General features: G+C 68.3%; 9 protein-coding genes and 1 pseudogene. 4 read left to right on the top strand and 6 right to left on the bottom strand.

The annotated features are described in order from the left end of the window. Positions 1–32: 32 nt before the first annotated feature. Positions 33–1,742: a serine/threonine-protein kinase gene (locus AC2JAJ_RS20110; RefSeq protein ID WP_486414761.1), complete on the top strand. Its 1,710-nt coding sequence runs from the start codon at positions 33–35 to the stop codon at positions 1,740–1,742. Between the two features lie 36 nt (positions 1,743–1,778). Here AC2JAJ_RS20110 and AC2JAJ_RS20105 read toward each other — a convergent pair whose 3' ends face one another. Beyond that, entirely contained in the window at positions 1,779–2,687 is a 909-nt protein-coding gene (locus tag AC2JAJ_RS20105) for a TIGR01777 family oxidoreductase (protein WP_486414762.1), read from the bottom strand. Between the two features lie 73 nt (positions 2,688–2,760). On the opposite strand from AC2JAJ_RS20105, the gene AC2JAJ_RS20100 reads away from it, so the two are divergent. After that, positions 2,761–6,294, top strand: coding sequence for a S41 family peptidase (locus AC2JAJ_RS20100; protein WP_501053278.1), 3,534 nt, complete (start codon positions 2,761–2,763; stop codon positions 6,292–6,294). Positions 6,295–6,390: 96 nt separating this feature from the next. On the opposite strand, the gene AC2JAJ_RS20095 is transcribed toward AC2JAJ_RS20100, so the two are convergent. The 5 genes from AC2JAJ_RS20095 to AC2JAJ_RS20075 form a co-directional block, all read right to left on the bottom strand. Then, complete coding sequence (locus AC2JAJ_RS20095) at positions 6,391–6,819, bottom strand: OsmC family protein (RefSeq protein ID WP_221387530.1); 429 nt, start codon at positions 6,817–6,819, stop codon at positions 6,391–6,393. Positions 6,820–6,957: 138 nt separating this feature from the next. Beyond that, complete coding sequence (locus tag AC2JAJ_RS20090) at positions 6,958–7,311, bottom strand: hypothetical protein (protein WP_221387531.1); 354 nt, start codon at positions 7,309–7,311, stop codon at positions 6,958–6,960. Positions 7,312–7,462: 151 nt separating this feature from the next. Next, positions 7,463–9,232: a 2-oxoglutarate dehydrogenase, E2 component, dihydrolipoamide succinyltransferase gene (gene sucB / locus AC2JAJ_RS20085; protein WP_486414765.1), complete on the bottom strand. Its 1,770-nt coding sequence runs from the start codon at positions 9,230–9,232 to the stop codon at positions 7,463–7,465. Between the two features lie 114 nt (positions 9,233–9,346). Continuing rightward, on the bottom strand, positions 9,347–10,729 hold the full coding sequence (lpdA, locus tag AC2JAJ_RS20080; RefSeq protein WP_221387533.1) for a dihydrolipoyl dehydrogenase: 1,383 nt from the start codon (positions 10,727–10,729) through the stop codon (positions 9,347–9,349). 256 nt (positions 10,730–10,985) lie between these two features. Further along, positions 10,986–12,506 carry a leucyl aminopeptidase gene (locus AC2JAJ_RS20075; protein ID WP_486414766.1) on the bottom strand — a complete coding sequence of 507 codons (1,521 nt, stop codon included), beginning with the start codon at positions 12,504–12,506 and terminating at the stop codon, positions 10,986–10,988. A 256-nt stretch (positions 12,507–12,762) separates the two neighbouring features. On the opposite strand from AC2JAJ_RS20075, the gene AC2JAJ_RS20070 reads away from it, so the two are divergent. After that, positions 12,763–13,701, top strand: a complete 939-nt coding sequence (locus AC2JAJ_RS20070; RefSeq protein WP_221387535.1) for a proteasome assembly chaperone family protein — start codon at positions 12,763–12,765, stop codon at positions 13,699–13,701. A 51-nt stretch (positions 13,702–13,752) separates the two neighbouring features. Next, positions 13,753–15,100 (top strand): annotated as a pseudogene (locus tag AC2JAJ_RS20065) (MFS transporter). The last annotated feature ends 174 nt before the right edge of the window (positions 15,101–15,274 follow it).

Here is a 15,274-nt window from a genome sequence, read left to right as displayed (position 1 = left end):
CAGCGCGGCCGTGATTCGGCTAGACATGGACTATGGACGATGCAGAGGCCCCGGACATTGCCGGTTACGACGTCGGGCGGCTGCTGGGCCGGGGTGGCAGTGCGGACGTGTGGCTGGCCACCGAGCAGAGGACCGGCAGGCAGTTTGCGGTGAAGTGTTTCCGCCCCGGCCCAGGGAGCCTGGGCAATCCGGGCGTCAGCCAAGAGGAGATGAGGAGGGAGATCCGCATCCTGTCGGTCCTGGACCACCCGCACCTCATCAGGTCGCACCACGCGGTGCCTTTGGCGGGATCCGGCAACGCTGCAGCCTTGACTATGGATTACGCCGCCGGTGGTTCGCTGGCGCAGCTGGTGGGCGCCCGGGGCAGGATCAGCGTGGGGGAGACCGTCACGGTCCTGACCCCCATTGCCCAGGCGCTTGGCTACCTGCACGGGAAGGGCTTCACGCACTCGGATGTAGCGCCCGGGAATGTACTGTTCACCGGGCAGGGCAAGCCGATGCTCTCCGATGTGGGCGTTGCCCGGATGGTCGGGGATCCGGGCAGCACGGAGCTTCCCGGCACCTCTGGCTTCCTGGACCCGGCGCCTGTGGATGCCGTGCGTGCCGGGCTCCAGCCCGAACGGGACGTCTATGCGGCAGCAGCCCTGGGCTGGTTCTGCCTCACAGGTGAGGCGCCGCGCCGCACCGCCGACCGGGCGCCGCTTTCCCTGCTGGTTCCCGGCGTCCCCAGGGAACTGGCCCTGGCACTGGAAGCCGGGCTCAATGAGGACCGGCGGCAGCGGCCCACGGCCATGGCTCTGGCGACAGCCGTCTACCGCAGCGCCGCACCGTTGCCGGTGGACCTCGCTGATGCCGTCCACCCCTCTGTGATTCCCGAACTGCTCACCCGCCGGCACGACCCGGGGCAGGACTCCGGCGCCGGGCTCACGGGCAAACTCCGTGGAATGTTCCGTGGCGTGTTCCGGCGGGCGGCGACGTGCCGCCTGACCCGGCGGACGCCGTCGCCCCCGAGGATGCCCTTTCCGCAGGCGGCACATACCGCCCCCCTTCGTGGAAAGCACGCGGACTCCCGCGCCCGTGGCCCGGCGGGGTCCGCCGCACGGGTCCTGCGCGGCGCCGCAGTGCCGGTCCTGGCGGCAGCCGGAGCGGGAATTTGGTGGCTCTCGGCGTTCACCGGCACCGCATCCGGCGGGCAGGCGAGCGGTCCCTGGCCCGCGCCGGCTGCGTCGCTGGTTGCCGGCCCTGGCGCCGAAGATGGAACGGGCGCCAAAGACGGAACGGGCAGCAAGGGGAGCGGGACAGATGCGGCGCGGGTTGATACTGCCGGGATCGATACCGCCCGCCAGCAGGCGCGCTCGGAGGACCCCCTGCTGGCCGTGACGGGGATGTCCGCCCTGCGGGACCATGCCCTCAGCAGTGGCAGCCTGGAACTGCTGGAGGCGGTCAACGCGCCTGGGTCACCCGCAGCTGCGGCGGACCGGCGTCTTGCGGACCAGCTGGACGGTGCGGGGCTTCGGCTGGAAGGATTCACCAGCACTGTGTCGGACCTGTCGGTCGACGACGGGGCTGCCGGCGGGCGGACGGTTGTCCGGCTGACCTCCGCCACCTCCGCTTACCGGACGGTGGATGCCGGCGGCGCGGAGGTGGCAGCAGGTACTCCCAGCCCGGCCCAACGGCTCAGGCTGGTCCTGGTGCGGATGGACGGCCAGTGGAGGATCAGTGAGATCCTGCCCGGGGGCTGAAGCCCGGGCTTGACGTCGATCAACCCTCCCGCACGGCTAGCCCCGGCCCCCGGTGTGGCCCCCGGCCACCCATCGGGCCCCTGATTCCAGTCGCCTGTGCTGCCACTGGAAACCGGCGGAAGAGAGGACCGCGGGCTCCATGCGCTGGCTGTACAGCAGGAGCTCCTCGCCCAGGCCCGGCATTGCGGTGCGCAGAACAGGGGCAGGAACGCGGAACACGGCCGGGCGGTGAAGTGCGCGCGCCAACGCTGCCACGGTGGTGTTGACGTCCGATTGCTCGGGAGCGGACAGGTTGACCGGGCCAGTGACCGCGGAGTCGAGCAGGAAGAGGAAAGCGGCTGAAACATCGGGAAGCGTTATCCATGGCCAGAACTGCCGGCCGCTGCCGAACGGACCGCCGAGGCCTAGCCGCAGCAGGGGGAGCAGCCGTCCCAGGGCCCCGCCCGAATGGCTGAACACTACCCCGGTACGCGGCGTCACGACGCGCACCCCGGAGGGCGCCGCCAAGGCAGCCTGCTCCCACTCAACACAAATCCGGGCAAGGATGCCGGAACCCGCCGGTGCGTCCTCCCGCAGAAGGGTATTGCCGGCGTCGCCGTAGTAGCCGGAGCCGGACTGGCTGATGAACGTCTTCGGCGGCGAATCCAGCTGCGCCATGGCCCGTACGAGGGTCCGGGTTGGCCCCAGGCGGGAATTGAACAGCTCCGCTACCCGCCTCCGGGTCCAGGGCCTGTCCCCGATCCCGGCGCCGGAAAGATTCACGACGGCGTCGGCGCCAGCAAGGGCGTGCGGGTCAAGGGATCCCGATGCAGGGTCCCAGCGGATCTCCGCCGCATGGGCGGGCGGCCGCCGCACCAGCGTCACGACCGAGTGGCCGGCGTCGTGGAAGGCCTTGGACAGGGACGTGCCGATGAGCCCGGAGGCGCCGGACATGACGATGCGCATGCTCCATCTCACCACGGCAACGGCCCCCCGGCACCTCCCGCGACGCGGGGAAGGGGTTGACTATGATCAAACGATGACCTCTTCGAGCTACCTCCGTTTTCCGCACCTGCACGGCGATCTGGTCACCTTCGTGGCCGAGGACGACGTGTGGATTGCGCCCCTGGCCGGCGGCAGGGCCTGGCGTGTTTCCTCACTCCAGCTCCCTGCCCGCAACCCCCGTTTCACCCCGGATGGCCAACGCCTGGTGTGGAGCGTTGTCCAGGGGACGGCTCCGGAGGTCGTTTCGGCGCAGGTGGACGGCGGCGGCTATCGCCAGCTGACCTACTTCGGCCACAGCACCACCAGGGTGAAGGGTTTCACTGCAGGCGGGGAGGTGGTGGTCACCAGCGCTTTCCGCCAGGCGGAGAGCCGGCACACCTACGCGTACAGCGTGCCGCTCGACGGCGGCTGGGCCCAGGAACTGCCGTACGGGCCGGTTGAATCGGTAGCCTTCGGGCCGGAAGTGGGCGATGAGCGTCCGGTTGTGCTGGGAAGCGTGCTCTCCCGTGAGCCAGCGTGGTGGAAACGGTACCGCGGCGGCACCGCCGGCAAGTTGTGGATCGACGCCGACGGCAATGGCGAATTCGAGCGGCTGCTGCCGGACCTTGACGGCAACCTCACCGACCCCCTGTGGGTGGACGGCAGGATCGCCTTCCTGTCCGACCACGAGGGCTACGGCAACCTGTATTCGGTCCTGCCCAGCGGCAAGGACCTGCGCCGGCACACTGACCACCAGGACTTCTACGTGCGGCACGCCGCCACGGACGGCAAGCGGGTCATCTTCGAGTCCGCCGGTGAACTCTGGGTCCTCCACGATGCCGGCTCGGACGCGGTCAAGCTCGACATCACCCTCGGCTCGGCCTCGCAGAGCCGGCGGCCCGCGCTCCTCGATGCCGCGAAACATCTCGGGGCGGTGGTTCCGGACGGCACCGGCGCCGCCAGCGCCGTCGAGTCACACGGGACGGTCCACTGGCTGCGGCACAAGGACGGCCCGTCCCGCATCATCGAGGCCACGCCGGGCGTTCGGGGGCGGCTGCCGCGGCCCCTCGGGGACGGCCGCATCGCCTACGTCGCAGACCACGACGGCGTTGAGGCGCTGCACATCAAAGACATCGCCGCTCCTGTCCCGCAAGGCACGGCAGGCGCGCCGAAGAACGCTGTTGCCGCGCACGCCGGCCTTGCGGGTTCGACGGCGAAACCAGCCCACGCTCCGGGATCCGGGGAGGGGCAGGATTCGGTGCAGCTGCCACAGCCGGTGCCCGCGTCCGGGGCCGCGGTCCTCGCGGGGCACAGCAGCAGCCACGCTCCGGCCGACGACGAACAGCAGGCCGATGTTGCTCCGGATGCATCGGCGTCCGTGGCGGAGGCCCAGTCCGCCGCGGCGGGAGGGGGCATCAGTGTGCCCACGCCCGCGCGCGCCAGTTCGCTGGAAGCCAGCCCGGATGGTCGGTGGCTCGCCATCGGCACCTCGTTCGGCGACGTGCACGTGGTGGATACGCGCAACGGGGACCTCGCGCAGGTTGCCAGCATCGGCGAAGGAAGCATTTCCGAACTGGCATGGTCCGCGGACTCGCGATGGCTCGCGTGGTCGGAGCCGGTGACGTCTTTCGGATCCCGGAGCAGGCTGCGGCTTGCCACGGTGGACAACCTGGATGCCGAGCCGGTGGAGGTCACCGACGGCCGCTTCCGTGACGCCTCCCCGGCTTTCACCCCGGACGGCAAATTCCTGGCCTTCCTGTCCAACCGCAGCTTCGATCCCGTCTACGACGGGCACTCGTTCGACCTTTCCTTCCCCAGCCCCATCAAGCCCTACCTGGTGGCTCTCGCGGCCGATACGCCGTCGCCCTTTGGTCCCTCGGTTGACCCCGCAGGCCCGGAACCGGAAGCCGAAACTGAGGCCGGCGGCAGCCCTGCAGCCAACAGCGGGGAAGACGCCGTGCCCGCCGTGCGCGTCGATGCGGAGGGCCTCGCCCACCGCGTGATCGGCGTTCCGGTGCCCCAGGGCAACTACAGCTCGCTGAAGGCCGCTGATGGTGCGCTGCTGTGGCTCGACTCCGTCCTGGCCGGCGTCACCGGTGACGGCAAAGCCAGCCAGGAGGACAAGGACGCCCGGCCCAGCCTGGTGCGGTACGACATCGTGCAGCGCAGGAAGTCGACCCTGGTGGATTCGCTGGACAGCTACCGGCTCTCCGGGGACCGCAGCAAAGTGGTGCTGGTCTGCGACAAGCAGGTCACCGTCGTCCCGGCAGACGCCAAGGCGGATGAGGAATCAGGGAAAGTCGTCAAGGTGGACCTGGGCCGGATCCGCGTCATGCTGGACCCGGTCAGCGTCTGGGCCCAGGCGTTCGATGAAGCCTGGCGCCTGCAGCGCGACTTCTTCTGGACCGAGGACATGGCCGGGCAGGACTGGGAATCCATCCACTCCCGCTACCGCCCACTGGTTGACCGGCTGGGGTCCCACGACGACCTCGTGGACCTGCTGTGGGAACTGCACGGCGAGCTGGGAACCTCGCACGCCTACGTCCGGCCCGCCGCCGTCACCGAACGCGGGAGCCGCGGCCAGGGGCGGCTGGGCGCAGACCTCGCCCACACCGCCGCCGGATGGGAAATCACCCGAATCCTGGCCGGCGAGTCCTCCGACCCCCTGGCAACCTCGCCCCTGACGAGGCCGGGAGTCGGGGCAAAGGCAGGGGACGTCCTGCTGGCCATCGACGGCGTCCCGCTGTCCGGGAGCGTCACGCCCGCCATGCAGCTGGTCGGCGCCGCCGGCCGCGCCGTGGAGCTGACCCTCCTCAACGGCCCGGCACACGGCCCTGCCGCCGGCACCCAGCGCAGGGTCGCCGTCGTGCCCGTCAAGGATGAGGAACGCCTGCGTTACCAGGAATGGGTTGCCGGCAACCGGCGGACCGTCCGGGAAGCCTCCAACGGCACCTTCGGTTACCTGCACATCCCGGACATGATGGCCAACGGCTGGGCGCAGCTGCACCGCGACCTGGACACCGAAACCGCATTGGACGGCCTGATTGTCGATGTCCGCCGGAACCGCGGGGGCCATACGTCGCAGCTTGTTGCCGAACTGATCGGCAGGAAGGTCACGGGCTGGAGCATGCCGCGCGGCGAGAAACCCCGGACGTATCCGCACCATGCACCGCGCGGACCGGTCATCATCCTTGCCGATGAATTTGCCGGTTCCGACGGGGACATCATCACCCAGGTCTCAAAGCTGCGCGGGATCGGACCGGTCATCGGCACCCGTACCTGGGGCGGCGTGGTGGGCATCGACAACCGCTTCGCGCTGGCCGACGGCACCGGAGTCACCCAGCCCCGGTACGCCACTTGGTTTGGCGGCGGTGTCGGCTGGAGCGTGGAGAACTACGGGGTGGATCCGGACATCGAAGTGGCGTTCCCGCCGCACGCCTACGCGGCGGGCCGCGATCCCCAGCTGGAATACGGCATCAGCGCCCTGAAGGAAATGATCCAGGAACTGCCCACGGACCGTCCGCCGGCCCGTGAGGGGTACCGCCGGCTGCGCCCGGCGCCCTTGCCCGCCCGCAGCCAGGGAAGCTAGCAGGCGCGTCCAGCCTGCCGCCGGGGACCGAAAAGGCCCTGCCCACCGGAAATGTTCCGGCGGGCAGGGCCTTTTCGCAGAAGCGACAGTATCCAGTCAGGACTCCAGGGTGGCATCCATCGTGATGTCGATGCTGGCGAGTGCACCGGAGACCGGGCAGCCCACCTTGGCTTCGCCGGCGATCTTCTGGAATTCGTCTTCCGAAATACCCGGGACCCGCGCCGAAACGGTCAGGTGGCTGCCCGTGATGCCCGTGCCGGGAACGAACGTGACATCAGCCTTGGCGCGGACTTCCTCCGGCGTGTGGCCTGCCTTTGCCAGTTCATTGCTGAAGGCCATGGAGAAGCAGGCCGCGTGGGCAGCGGCGATGAGTTCCTCCGGGCTGGTCTTGCCGTTGGCCGCTTCGGTGCGCGCCTTCCAGGTGACATCGAACGTGCCCAGGCCCGAGGTGGCCAGGGAGGTGGTTCCTGCGCCCTCCGTCAGGTTGCCGTTCCATACAGCGTTTGCTGAGCGGGTTGCTGCCATGTTCACTCCTCACATCGTTTTGTCTTAGGCCTGGCCGTTAGTCTTCCTGCCAGGCCCACCGTTTTCCATCCTATGGATCATGACCGGGCGGCGCACGGGTTGTCCGCTGTCAGTGGATTATGACCGCCGGCCGGATGGTTACTGCCAGAGGGTGGCGATGGCGATATTGATCAGCGCCAGGCCGCCGACACCATGGGCCAGGCCCGTTGAGACCGGCTGCCCGGTCTTTGCCTTGCGGGTTCCAACGATGGCCAGGACGGCCACCACAACGGCAATGACAAGCTTGATGCCCAGCTTGGCGTAGTTGGGGTTGGCGTCGGGCAGGAACGGGAGGAGGCCCATCATGGCGACGCCGGTGAGGAGCTGCAGGAAGGCTCCGTCCCGCTGGCGCGGGTGCACGGTGGGTTCGCGCATGGTGGCGATCCAGTAGCCCACGATCATGGCGGCGCCGACGACGTGCAGGAACACCAGGAAATTGAACAGAATAGTCATGGCTCCAGCTTAGCCAGTCAGTTCTACAGCCCGTAGCACAACCACGCGGGCAACGGCGTGCCGGGGTGGCCGCTTAAACCGCGACGGCGGCACTCGCCGTTGGTGGGTTTCCCACCGCGGGCGCGTGCCGCCGTCGTTGCTGGTGCTTCGCTTACAGACCGAGGTCCGCTTCGAAGGCGCCTTCTTCAAGGCGGGCCTTCAGGGTCTGGAGGAACCGGCCGGCGTCCGCGCCGTCCACCAGGCGGTGGTCGTACGTCAGGGACAGGTACATCATCGAGCGGATGGCGATCGAGTCGTCACCGTTCTCATCGGCCACCACCACGGCGCGCTTGACGATCGCGCCCGTGCCCAGGATGCCCACCTGAGGCTGGTTGATGATCGGGGTGTCGAACAGGGCGCCCACCGAACCGATGTTGGTGATGCTGAAGGTGCCGCCGGACAGCTCGTCCGGGCCGATCTTGCCGTCGCGGGTGCGGGAAGCGACGTCGGCGATCTTGCCGGCCAGGCCGGCCAGGTTCAGGTTCCCGGCGTCGGCAATGACCGGAACCAGCAGGCCCTTGTCAGTGTCGACGGCGATCGCCAGGTGTTCGGCGTTGTGGTAGGTGATCTCCTGCTTGTCCTCGTCGTACGCAGCGTTGAGCTTGGGGTGCTGCTTGAGGGCCTCGGCCACGGCCTTGGCGATGAACGGCAGGAAGGTCAGCTTTGTGCCGTTCTGCGCCTGGAACGAGTTCTTGGCACGGGCGCGGAGCTTGGCGACCTTGGTCATGTCCACTTCGTGGACCTGGGTCAGCTGCGTGGAGATCTCGAGGGATTCGCGCATGCGGCGGGCGATGACCTGGCGGATGCGGGGAGCCTTCTGCGTGGTGCCGCGCAGCGAGGAGGCTGCGGCGCCGGACGCTGCCGGTGCCGGGGCTGCCGGTGCTGCTGCCGGAGTGGCTGCGGGAGCTGCCTTGGCCTCGGCCGCGGCGATGACGTCCTGCTTGCGGATGCGGCCGCCGACGCCGGTGCCGGAGAGGGAGGAGATGTCCACACCGTGCTGGTTGGCCAGCTTGCGGACCAGGGGCGTCACGTAGCCGGATTCGCCGCCGCCGGCCGGTGCTGCTTCCTGGGCTGCGGGAGCAGCGGGCGCCGCAGCGGGTGCGGGGGCCGGTGCCGCTGCCGGGGCCGGGGTAGCGGCAGCTGCCGGAGCGGGCGCTTCCTGCTTCGGGGCTTCCTGCTTGGGGGCTTCGGGTGCGGCTGCCGGAGCCGGGGCGGCCTGCGGTGCTGCGGCCGGCGCAGCGGTAGCACCGGAGCCGATGACGGCCAGGACGGAGCCCACCTCGGCGGTTTCGTCCTCGTTGACCCGGATCTCCTGCAGGGTGCCGGCAACGGGGGACGGGATTTCGGTGTCCACCTTGTCGGTGGAAACTTCCAACAGCGGCTCGTCAACCTCGACGGAGTCGCCGACTGCCTTCAGCCAGCGGGTAACCGTTCCTTCGGTGACGCTCTCGCCCAGTGCGGGGAGGGTAACCTCGTGGCTTTCGCCGCCACCGGCAGAGGGGGCTTCCTGGGCCGGTGCTTCCTGGGCAGGGGCTGCCGCAGGTGCCTCTTCGGCGGGAGCTTCTTCGGCCGGTGCAGCGGGCGCTTCCTGTGCGGGCGCCTCTTCCGCAGGAGCTTCCGCGGCAGGGGCGGAACCGCCGCCGGAGCCGTCGCCGATGCGCACCAGGGGTGCGCCGACCTCGGCGGTCTCGTCTTCAGCGACCAGGATTTCCTCAATCACGCCAGCTACAGGAGAGGGGATTTCAGTGTCTACTTTGTCGGTGGAGACTTCGAGCAGCGGCTCGTCCACCTCTACCCGGTCACCTACCTGCTTGAGCCAGCGGGTGACGGTTCCTTCGGTGACACTCTCACCGAGGGCGGGCAAGTTAACGGATTCAGACATGTCGTCCCCGTTCTCCTTATTGATCTTTAGTGCGAATGGTTGCTGCCTTGTTGGAAGCCTAGTGCACCCGGTCTGCGCGACCGGGTGCACCGGGCCTGGTAATGCTGGCGAAAATCAGCCGTGAAGCGGCTTGCCGGCCAGCGCCAGGTGGGCTTCGCCGAGGGCTTCGTTCTGGGTGGGGTGGGCGTGCACCAGCTGGGCCACATCCTCCGGGTAGGCTTCCCAGTTCACGATCAGCTGGGCCTCGCCGACCTGCTCGCCCATGCGGGCGCCGATCATGTGGACGCCCACCACGGGGCCGTCCTTCTGGCGGACCAGCTTGACCAGGCCGGAGGTGCCCAGGATGGAGCTCTTGCCGTTGCCGGCCAGGTTGTATTCCTGGGTCTGGACCTGGTCCTCGCCGAACTTTTCCTTGGCAGCCTTTTCGGTGTAGCCGACGGTGGCGATTTCAGGTTCGGAGTAGGTGACCTTGGGGATGTTGATGTCCTCGACAACCACGGGCTTCAGGCCGGCGATTTCCTCGGCCACGAAGATGCCCTGCTGGTAGCCGCGGTGGGCCAGCTGGACGCCGGGGACGATGTCGCCCACGGCGTAGATGTTGCCGACGCCGGTGTGCAGGCGTTCGTTCGTGATGACGAAGCCGCGGTCGATGGTGAGGCCGGCTTCCTCGTAGCCGAGGTTGGCCGTGACGGGGCCGCGGCCGACGGCGACCAGCAGCAGGTCGGCCTCGAACGTCTTGCCGTCCACCAGGGTGACCTTGACGCCGTCGTCATTCTGCTCGACGCCCTGGAAGAAGACGCCGGTGGAGAACTTGATGCCGCGCTTCTTGAAGGCCCGCTCGAAGTTCTTGACGATGGTGGCGTCCTCGTTGGGAACGAGTGAGGGGAGGCCTTCGACGATGGTGACGTCCACGCCGAACGACTTCCAGACCGAGGCGAACTCGACGCCGATGACGCCGCCGCCCAGGATGATGGCGCTCTTGGGGATGAAGTCCATGGTCAGGGCCTGGTCGGAGGTGATGACCTTGCCGCCGATTTCGAGGCCCGGGAGGGTGCGGGAGTAGGAGCCAGTGGCCAGGACGATGTTCTTGCCCTTGTAGGCGGTGCCGTTCACCACGACGGTGTCGGTGCCCTGCAGCTTGCCTTCACCCTCGATGACGGTGATGCCCTTGGACTTGATGAGTCCCTGCAGGCCCTTGAACTTGCCGGCGATGATGCCGTCCTTGTACGCGTTGACGGCGTTGATGTCGATGCCGTCCAGGGTGACGTTCACGCCGTACTTGGCGGAGTCACGGGCGTGGTCGGCCAGCTCTGCGGAGTGCAGCAAAGCCTTGGTGGGGATGCAGCCGTTGTGGAGGCAGGTGCCGCCCAGCTTGCCCTTCTCCACGAGGCCGACGGTAAAGCCGAGCTGTACCGCACGCAGCGCCGCAGCGTATCCGCCGCTGCCGCCACCGAGTACCAGGATGTCGAATTCTTGCGCAGTTGCCTGATCGGCCACTAAAACGCTCCCTCGCGTGAACGATGACGCGATCAGCGCGCATCATCTGGTCTTGGAACTTGCACTGCCGTGATTATGTCAGCAGGGCAACTCTCTTGCATTTGTGACTACCGTGGTTCACCTTAGCGAACCACCTATCCATGCTCCACCTTGGCACTGCGTTTGTGGAGCGCTTGTGTCCAGTGTCACGCGGCTTTGTGGCGCAGGGATCTCCTGCGCCGCAAAGCCGCGCGGCACCGCGGCTGCAGCCGGTCCCTCAGGCCGCGGCCAGGATGTCTTCCACGTAGGCAACCAGGGTCCGGACGGTGCAGCCCGTGCCCTGCTTGTGCGTGTAGCCATACGGGCTGCCGTTGTTGAACGACGGTCCCGCGATGTCGATGTGCGCCCAGGGGATCTGTTCGCCCGCCTTGTCCTTACCCACGAACTCGCGCAGGAACACGGCGGCGGTCATCATGCCGCCGTGGCGTTCGCCGATGTTGGCGATGTCCGCCACCTGCGAGTCCAGGCTCGGGCGGAGTTCCTCGGGCAGGGGCATGGGCCACACCAGTTCCCCGGCGCGGTCCGCGGCGGCCTTCAGGGCCCCCGTGACGCTCTCCGTTCCCATGACGCCTGCCGTGCGGTTGCCCAGGGCGATCAGCTGGGCCCCTGTCAGGGTGGCGACGTCGATGATGGCGTCCGGGTATTCGCGGCTGGCGGCAACGATGCCGTCCGCCATCACCAGCCGGCCTTCGGCGTCCGTGTTGAGCACTTCCACGGTCTTGCCGCCAAGCATGGTGAGGACATCCGCCGGGCGTGACGCGGCGCCGGAAGGCATGTTCTCGGCGATGCAGAGCCAGGCGGTTGCCTTGACGGGCAGGCCCAGGCCGGCAAGGGCCAGGACAGTGTTAAGGACGACGGCGGCGCCGGCCATGTCACTCTTCATGTCCCCCATGTGCAGGGCCGGCTTGATGGAAATGCCGCCGGTGTCGAAGGTGATGCCCTTGCCGACGAGGGCAATCTTCTTGGTGGCCTTCGCGGGGGAGTACTCGACCTTAACCAGGCGGGGCTGGCGCGTGGAGCCCTTGCCGACGCCCGTGATGCCGCCAAAGCCTTCCTTCTCAAGGCGCTTTTCGTCCCAGACCGTCACCTTGACGGGCAATCCCTTCGCGAGGTCCTTGGCAGCCTCCGCGAAGGACTCCGGGTAGAGGTGGCTGGGGGGAGTGTTGACGAGGGAACGGGTGGAGTTCACGGCCTTGGCCACCAGCCCTGCGCGCTTGAGGACGGCGCCAAGATCGCCGCTGTCAGCCAGTTCGGTGAAGATCACCGCATTGCGGACCGGGTCCTTAAGGCCGTCGCTCGAGGAGCGGAATTCGGTGAAGGAGTAGGCGCCCATCGCCGCACCCTCGGCGACCGCAGCGACGTCCGCTACGGACGCCGTCGGAAACGCGAGCGTGACTGTGCCCAATCCGGCCAGCTGCCGCACGGCCGATCCCGCGGCGCGGCGCAGCGATTCGCCCGTGAGGGGCTTGCCGGCCTGGACCTTCCCCACTCCCGCGAGGACCAGGATGCCGGACCCAGTTTCGGGCAGGCCGGGGAGGCGGACCAGCTGGTCCGCGGCACCCGTCACACCGAGCGGCTTCAGGGAGTCGGCAAGGGCCTCGGCGGACTTGGCCGTCAGTGGGTTGTCCAGCAGGACGGGCCCATCGGTTCCCTGCCCCACCCCGATGACCACGGCGTCGCTGGTGCCCTTCAGGCCCCGCGAGACGGTACTAAGGTTGATTTCAGTATTCTTGACCACAGGGATGAGTCCTCAATTCTCGAAAACGTTCGGGCAGGGATGCATGTTGGGCGCTCTGCCATGGTGGCCCGGATGCGGCCGTTCTGGACGCGGCCCGGTACGTGCAGGCCCGCCTGGCAGGCCAGTTCCGATCGTAGCCCTTCGCTTGGGCGGCAGGGGAATTTCCTGAGAGGTGCGCCACACCGGCCGCCGGAATGCCCGCAGCGCTGGCCGCGTTATGCATGATGTCCGCCCATACCTTTGAAAGGAATATGCCGTGCTTGAACGGATTTCCGGCTCCCTGCTGGACCCGGATGCGCTTTATGCGAGCAACATCGAGCTGTTCCACAGCCCGGAGCTGCGCGGGCTGAACCTGGTCATGGGGTTCACGGGCTTTGCCGATGCCGGGCATGTGGTGAAGCAGATCAACGCCGAGCTGCTGGATTCGCTGGACGCCCAGCCCGTCGCTGTGTTCGACGCCGACCAGCTGATCGACTACCGCTCCCGCCGCCCGCACCTGACGTTCGTCGAGGACCACCTGCAGGACTACCAGGAACCCCGCCTGGCGCTGTACCGGCTCGTGGACGGACTTGGCAACCCCTTCCTGCTCCTGGCAGGTTTTGAACCGGACCTGCAGTGGGAGCGGTTCGCCCGCGCCGTGGTGAACATCGTCGAGGCGCTCGACGTCAACCTGGTTACCTGGATCCATTCCATTCCCATGCCTGTGCCGCACACCCGGCCTGTCGGTGTGACCGTGCACGGCAACCGGCCGGAGCTGATCGAGGGCATCTCCGTGTGGAAGCCCACTGTTGAAGTTCCCGCCGCCGTCGGCCACATCCTGGAGCTGCGCCTGGTCGAAGCCGGACGCAACGTGGCCGGTTACGTCATCCACGTCCCGCATTACCTGGCTGAAGCCGAATACCCCACGGCGGCCGTGGCGGGGCTGGAATACCTCGGTGCTGCGGCATCGCTGATGCTGCCCACCGACAGGCTGCGTGAATCCGGCCGTGAAGTCAGCCGCCAGATCGCCGAGCAGATCGAGGCGTCCGAGGAGGTCCAGCAGGTCGTTTCCCGGCTGGAGACCCGGTACGACGAGAAGGCCGACGGCATGGTCCGCCGCTCGCTGCTGGCCAACGAAAATGACGAGCTGCCCGATGCCGACGTGCTCGGTGCCGCGGTGGAGGCCTACCTGGCCCGGGAGAACCCCGGGCAGTAGTCCTCGTCACAGCTGCCGGGAAGGCGGCTGCCCGCCGGGCATAATGACATTGTGACTGCACCCCGCGCCTGGCTTATCTGGACCATCGGTATTTTCGGATATTTGGTGGCCGTGGCGCAGCGGACGTCCTTCGGCGTGGTGGGGCTGGAGGCTACGGAGCGGTTCCATGCCACCGCCTCCGCCATCTCCTTCTTCACTGTCCTCCAGTTGCTGGTGTACGCCGGGCTCCAGATCCCCGTCGGCGTGCTGGTGGACAGGTTCGGTTCGCGTGCCATGATCGCCGGCGGCGCCATCCTCATGGGCCTGGGCCAGCTCCAGCTTGCGTTCGCCGACAGCGTTCCCGGCGGTGTCGCCGGAAGGGTCCTGGTCGGCGCCGGCGACGCCATGACGTTCATCTCGGTCATCCGGCTCATTCCGCTCTGGTTCGCCCCGGGCCGGGTGCCCCTCGTCACCCAGCTGACCGGCATGTCCGGCCAGCTGGGCCAGCTGTTCAGTGTCCTGCCGTTCGCGTTCGTCCTGCACGCCTCCGGCTGGACCCCGGCGTTCCTGATGCTGGCCGGAATGTCCGCGCTCGCCGTCGTACTGGTGGTGCTGCTGCTGCAGGACGCCCCGCCGGGCACCGAACGTTCGCATGCCCGGCAGGGGCTTCGGGCCACGGGGGCTTCCCTGGCCAGGGCCTGGCGGCAGCCCGGGACCCGGCTGGGAATGTGGAGCCACTTCACCATCCAGTTCAGCGGTACCGTGTTCGCGATGACCTGGGGCTACCCCTTCCTGATTTCCGGCCAGGGCCTTGAAACCGGGACGGTGGCCGCGCTGATGGCGCTGTACGTTGCCGCAGCCATGGCGGTGGGGCCCTTTATCGGCCGCTTCGTCTCCCGACACCCCTTGCGCCGCTCCACCATGGTGCTGCTGATCGCCGGTGCCACCGCCGGGGCGTGGGCCGCGGTCCTGCTGCTGCCCGGGCGCGCTCCGCTGTGGCTGCTGGCCGGCCTGGTGGTGGTGCTGGCCATCGGCGGCCCCGGCTCCATGATCGGCTTTGACTTCGCCCGGACCTTCAACCCCGCGCACCGGATCGGCACGGCCACGGGCATCGTGAACGTGGGCGGATTCATCGCTGCCCTCGTATCGATCTTCCTGATTGGCCTGGTCCTGGACGTGCTCTACGCCACCGGATTCTCGCAGGGAACGCTGTACGGCCTGGAGCCCTTCCGCCTGGCCCTCAGCATCCAGTTCCTGGTCCTCGGTGCCGGTGCGGCAGCGATGCTCGCCGCCCGGCGGAAGGTGCGCCTGGCAGATGGCTGCCCAGGGGATCGTGGTGCCGCCGCTGCGGGCCGCGCTGGCCCGGCAGCGCCGTGAAAACCTCGCCCGCCGCCGCGAACCGGCGCCGACTGACGACTGACAGGCCGCTGTCCGGCAGGACGCTGCCGGGCATGATGACATTCCCGTGCGGAAGCACCGGGAATGTCGGGTTCGCCGGGCGGTCCACTGGTCCTCCACTTGTCCTGTCCTGGTGCCGTTTTGCACATAGCCGGATTCGCGGCTTCCGCCGGCTGGCACGGACACGGAAGCTGGA

The organism is Arthrobacter sp. MOO21 (assembly GCF_057369995.2).
Note: the sequence above shows the minus strand (reverse complement) of the source record. Positions and strands in the feature narration are given on the sequence as shown.

Coding starts and splice junctions, on each gene's coding strand:
- AC2JAJ_RS20110 (WP_486414761.1), top strand. CDS start 33: ATGGACGATGCAGAGGCCCCGGACATTGCCGGTTACGACGTCGGGCGG.
- AC2JAJ_RS20105 (WP_486414762.1), bottom strand. CDS start 2,687: ATGCGCATCGTCATGTCCGGCGCCTCCGGGCTCATCGGCACGTCCCTG.
- AC2JAJ_RS20100 (WP_501053278.1), top strand. CDS start 2,761: ATGACCTCTTCGAGCTACCTCCGTTTTCCGCACCTGCACGGCGATCTG.
- AC2JAJ_RS20095 (WP_221387530.1), bottom strand. CDS start 6,819: ATGGCAGCAACCCGCTCAGCAAACGCTGTATGGAACGGCAACCTGACG.
- AC2JAJ_RS20090 (WP_221387531.1), bottom strand. CDS start 7,311: ATGACTATTCTGTTCAATTTCCTGGTGTTCCTGCACGTCGTCGGCGCC.
- sucB (WP_486414765.1), bottom strand. CDS start 9,232: ATGTCTGAATCCGTTAACTTGCCCGCCCTCGGTGAGAGTGTCACCGAA.